We start from the raw sequence: 3,970 nt of genomic DNA, 5'->3' as shown, positions 1-3,970 counted from the left end.
TCCTGTTCGGCTCGTTTGTTTCCGGCACCATGTTGCTGGTGATGCGCCGGCACGCTGCCAACCAGCGGGAATACGACTCACTCCATCTGATCGGCGAACACAAGCATTGAATGACTACACGGCCGCTATCATGCGGCTGATGCGTTCACCCGCCCGATCGCGCCAGCCATCGGGCACGATAAACCCACGATCGGACTCTTCGAACCGGCCATCGTCCGCATGCATCAATGCGATCATCACGGGCATATCGTCCCGGATGAAATGATCCTTCAAAAAATTCTCAAGCGTTTCGCTGGACATGCATTGGTCTGGCGTAGCGCTCGCCGGAGCCAGCCAGCGTAAGCGCGAAAGAATTACGAATCCGTCTGCTTTCAGCTTCCTGAATTCAGCTGCAGGCAGCCAGAATCCACGGCAAGGCGGCGGCATCGCAGCAGCGCTCCACGGTGTACCGCCGTAGTAGAAAAGCCACCCCTTAACCAATGCCTGAGCCGCTGCAACAGGTTGCGGCAAATACGCGGACGCCGCCGGATGCAGCGACAACGCAAGTTGCTGATCCATGATTTTGCGCATTTTCGCGCCCAGCGTATCGGCGAGATTCGGACCGACGAAATGATCCGGTAGGTCATCCGCTCCGTCCGACTCGAGCAGATAGAACTTGGTCGCGAACTCCCAATGAAGCAGGCTATTCCCCTGTTTCAACAGAAAATCAAACTCTCCGATTGTGGCATTTTTGCCGTTTTGAACTTGCAAGCCATGTGCGGCAAGCGTCCCATTGAACGCAAAGAAAAATGCCATCAGCTTTTCTGCATATCGGCCAAGACGGTTCATCGGCTGATCGCCGAGATAGGCATGCAGTGATTGCGGCTGCTTATCCAGCGTATTGAGCCAAATGATCGTGGCCGGTGTCGGTTCGTGCAGGGATGCAATCTTCCCTTGCCATTGCGGCGCCTCCGGGTCGAGCAGGTTTGGCGCATCCAGCAACCATGCCAATGCCCGCACGTGCGGGTCGTTCAGGTGTCTCCAGCGACAATGAAAATACGACTGAAATGTCGTTGCATCACCGGCCATACGTCGCCATCGCAAGGCACAGATCGTCCCAGGCCTTTTTCTTATCAGTCAAACTGCGCAACAGGTAAGCCGGATGATAAGTGACCACCAAGGGGAGATCGGCATAGGTGTGCACGGTGCCCCGCAGCTTGGATACTGGCGTGTCCGGGCGGAGATTCAGCAGGGACAAGGCGGCCGTCTTGCCGAGCGCCACGATGATGGATGGCTGAATCAGGCTGATTTGGCGTTGAAGATACGGTATGCAGGCTGCCGATTCTTCCGCGGTGGGTGGTCGGTCCTTGCCGGCGGCATCGGTCGGCCGGCATTTGACGATATTCGCGATGTAGGCGTTGTCGCCGCGCTTGAGTCCGAGCGCAAGTAGCATGTTATCGAGCAGTTTTCCCGCCTGACCGACAAACGGCTCGCCCCGCAAATCCTCGTTTCGTCCCGGCCCTTCGCCGACGAAGAGCCATTTTGCTTTTTCGTCACCGACGCCGAAGACCGTGTGCGTACGGTTGCGGCAGAGATCGCATTTGGTGCAGCCTGAAACGGTTTCCTTGAGTGTCGCCCAGTCCATTCGGGCGATGACCGCCGGGTCATAGTTGCTTGAACCATGCGTTTCCATCTCGGGCATTGCCGGCTCGAAAAGAAGATCGTCGTGTGGCGCCGGCGCAGCCACAGGCTGCTCGACAATATGTTCGGGCCTGGGCTTGGGTTCAGGCACAGCCTCGATCTGCACCGAGCGGCGCTTCCATACCGGTCCGATGCCGATTTCTTCGAGATAGGCACTACGGCGCTGATCATTCGTCATAGCATGAACCTCATTACAATAGCGTCTTCCCGCCCACCGTTTGCTGCCGGATAATATCCCTTTCGACGCCCTATCTGGATGAATCCGTAACGTGCATACACTGCCAGTGCACGCGGGTTCGAGGGACGCACTTCAAGCAATATCGATGTCATGCCGTTGTCGCGGGAAATTTCGGCGGCTTTGTCGAGTTGCATCCTGCCGACACCGTTGCCATACAAGTCCCGCCGCACGGTGATGTTCAATAAATGCGCCTCTTCAACCGCGAGCATCAGCAAAAAATAGCCGGCGAGTTTGCCGCAACCGTCGCGCAACACCCAGGTTTCGTAGCCGTTGTACAGAGAATCCAGAAAATTGCCGCGCGTCCACGGGTGCGAGTACGCCGCATTCTCAATTACCAGAAGCTCGTCCAGATCGCTTACCCGCATGCGCGCGAACTGAAACAATGATGCCGGATCGGCAGACGCCCAGTGCACCGCACTCATGCCACCACCTTCGCGCGGCGCTCCTCGGTGGTAAGCGCCACCTTGTTGCGCAAATATAAAGGCCTGGCGTCGCGGGCATGAATCAGTATGCCTTTTTCAAACTCGATTTGCGCAAGCGCTGCAACAGGGCCGGCATGCGGCATCACCTCGAAACATCCGGCATCCCGACGCAGATGCCCGAGTTGCGATGCATAGGCAGTCAGGCCGTTTCCGCAGGCAATCGCGTCGCCGGCCGGAACCACATCGGCGGCCATCGAAAGCGTCGGCGCTGTTACGATTTGCCACTCGCGACCACTATGGCGATATTGAGCCCAATACACCTCGTTCATTCGCGCATCCAATACAGTCACCACGTCGGATACACCAGCCCTGTCACGGCAGGCCTGCGCCATCGCTGACAGAGTAACAATCGGAATCACCGGAAGGTCGGCACCAAAAGCCAATCCCTGCGCAACGCCGCAGGCAGTGCGCACACCGGTAAACGACCCCGGACCCGACCCGAAAGCGATCGCGTCGCACCCGGCGAGTCCAATGCCGGATTCCGCAAGCAATTGCTGCACCATGGGCAGCAATGTCTGAGAGTGGGTCTGCGGGCCCGACGCCTCCTGGCAAATCAACTTTCCATCGCGCAGTAATGCGACGGATGCAAGTTCAGAGGATGTTTCAATGGCAAGAATAGTAGGCATACGATATTTTACCGCGCCATGTAATTAAAGAAGCTTGCAAGAATGCCGTAAACAGGGATACGACTAGGGAGTAAAAGAATGGAAACAGGAAATATCGCAGCGCTGGCGACAACCATTGCATCCACGACCACCAACCAGGCAATCGGTATCGCGGTGGCTAAAAAGGCAATGGAAATTCAGGAAACGAACGCCCTTGCCCTGGTACAGGCATTGCCGGCGCCGACGCCCAACCTGCCGCCACATCTCGGCCGAAATATCGATACCACAGCCTAGCTTTCTGCAATTGCAAGAGCACGTACAACCTGATCTCCGTGAGCGGTCGCAGCCGGCATCCCTTACAATGAGCGTCTTTCCTTCCTTCATCCCGAATCAAGGTCATGGCGGCTTCCAGCTTCACTCTAGACAATAGCAATCGCGCGCAACTCGCCCAATGGCTGGATCAAGGCGACTGGATTATCGCCTGTCTGTGCGCCGCATGGTGCGATACCTGCTGCGGCTACCGAAGCGGTTTCGATCAATTGGTCGCACAGCATCCGGACAAGCGTTTTGTCTGGATCGATATCGAGGATCAGGCCGACTTTATCGGCGATCTCGACGTGGAAAATTTTCCGACGCTGCTTATCCAGCGCGGGGATCATGTCGCATTTTTCGGCACGGTGCTGCCGGACGTGAAACTGGCCGACCGGCTCATTCGCGCGCAGGCCGAAAAGACCGACGATATGCTAAACGTCGCCACGGATGAATCGGCTGCCAGTCAGCAAATCTGCAACTTGCGGATCAGGCTTCAAGAAGCATAATAAGCGGCGAATCGTCCACCGGTTCGGCTGGGTGCGGCATGTCCACCCAATCGGCCTTGATCATGCGGCGGCGGGTCCGGTAGCAAGGCGGAGCGGCAAGTTCCTCAAGCGTGTTCCGGTCAGCGCGAACACCGCATTCGCCACGGC

The 3,970-nt window shown here is 57.2% G+C and carries 6 protein-coding genes; 2 read left to right on the top strand and 4 right to left on the bottom strand.

Going from position 1 to position 3,970, the window contains the following annotated elements; all coding sequences use genetic code 11:
- Nucleotides 1-114: 114 nt before the first annotated feature.
- The 4 genes from VGU61_RS11900 to tsaB are packed head-to-tail and all read right to left on the bottom strand — an operon-like array spanning nucleotide 115 to nucleotide 3,026.
- Nucleotides 115-999 carry a DUF1853 family protein gene (locus VGU61_RS11900; protein ID WP_326859342.1) on the bottom strand — a complete coding sequence of 295 codons (885 nt, stop codon included), beginning with the start codon at nucleotides 997-999 and terminating at the stop codon, nucleotides 115-117.
- A gap of 58 nt (nucleotides 1,000-1,057) precedes the next feature.
- Entirely contained in the window at nucleotides 1,058-1,858 is an 801-nt protein-coding gene (locus VGU61_RS11895; RefSeq protein WP_326859341.1) for a uracil-DNA glycosylase, read from the bottom strand.
- Nucleotides 1,855-2,340 (bottom strand): ribosomal protein S18-alanine N-acetyltransferase, encoded by a 486-nt coding sequence (rimI, locus tag VGU61_RS11890; protein ID WP_326859340.1) that lies wholly within the window; start codon nucleotides 2,338-2,340, stop codon nucleotides 1,855-1,857. The genes VGU61_RS11895 and rimI overlap by 4 nt, the downstream gene beginning before the upstream one ends.
- Entirely contained in the window at nucleotides 2,337-3,026 is a 690-nt protein-coding gene (gene tsaB, locus VGU61_RS11885) for a tRNA (adenosine(37)-N6)-threonylcarbamoyltransferase complex dimerization subunit type 1 TsaB (protein WP_326859339.1), read from the bottom strand. The genes rimI and tsaB overlap by 4 nt, the downstream gene beginning before the upstream one ends.
- A gap of 78 nt (nucleotides 3,027-3,104) precedes the next feature.
- Between tsaB and VGU61_RS11880 the strand changes: the two genes are divergently transcribed.
- Together VGU61_RS11880 and VGU61_RS11875 are read left to right on the top strand one after the other, a co-directional pair.
- Complete coding sequence (locus tag VGU61_RS11880; protein WP_326859338.1) at nucleotides 3,105-3,299, top strand: YjfB family protein; 195 nt, start codon at nucleotides 3,105-3,107, stop codon at nucleotides 3,297-3,299.
- 104 nt (nucleotides 3,300-3,403) lie between these two features.
- Nucleotides 3,404-3,823: a thioredoxin family protein gene (locus VGU61_RS11875; protein ID WP_326859337.1), complete on the top strand. Its 420-nt coding sequence runs from the start codon at nucleotides 3,404-3,406 to the stop codon at nucleotides 3,821-3,823.
- Nucleotides 3,824-3,970: the final 147 nt, after the last annotated feature.

The sequence above is a fragment of the Noviherbaspirillum sp. genome (genome assembly GCF_035944575.1).
Taxonomy (GTDB): domain Bacteria; phylum Pseudomonadota; class Gammaproteobacteria; order Burkholderiales; family Burkholderiaceae_D; genus Noviherbaspirillum.
The sequence above is the reverse complement of the archived record's forward strand: the minus strand, read 5'-3'. Positions and strand labels throughout refer to the sequence as shown.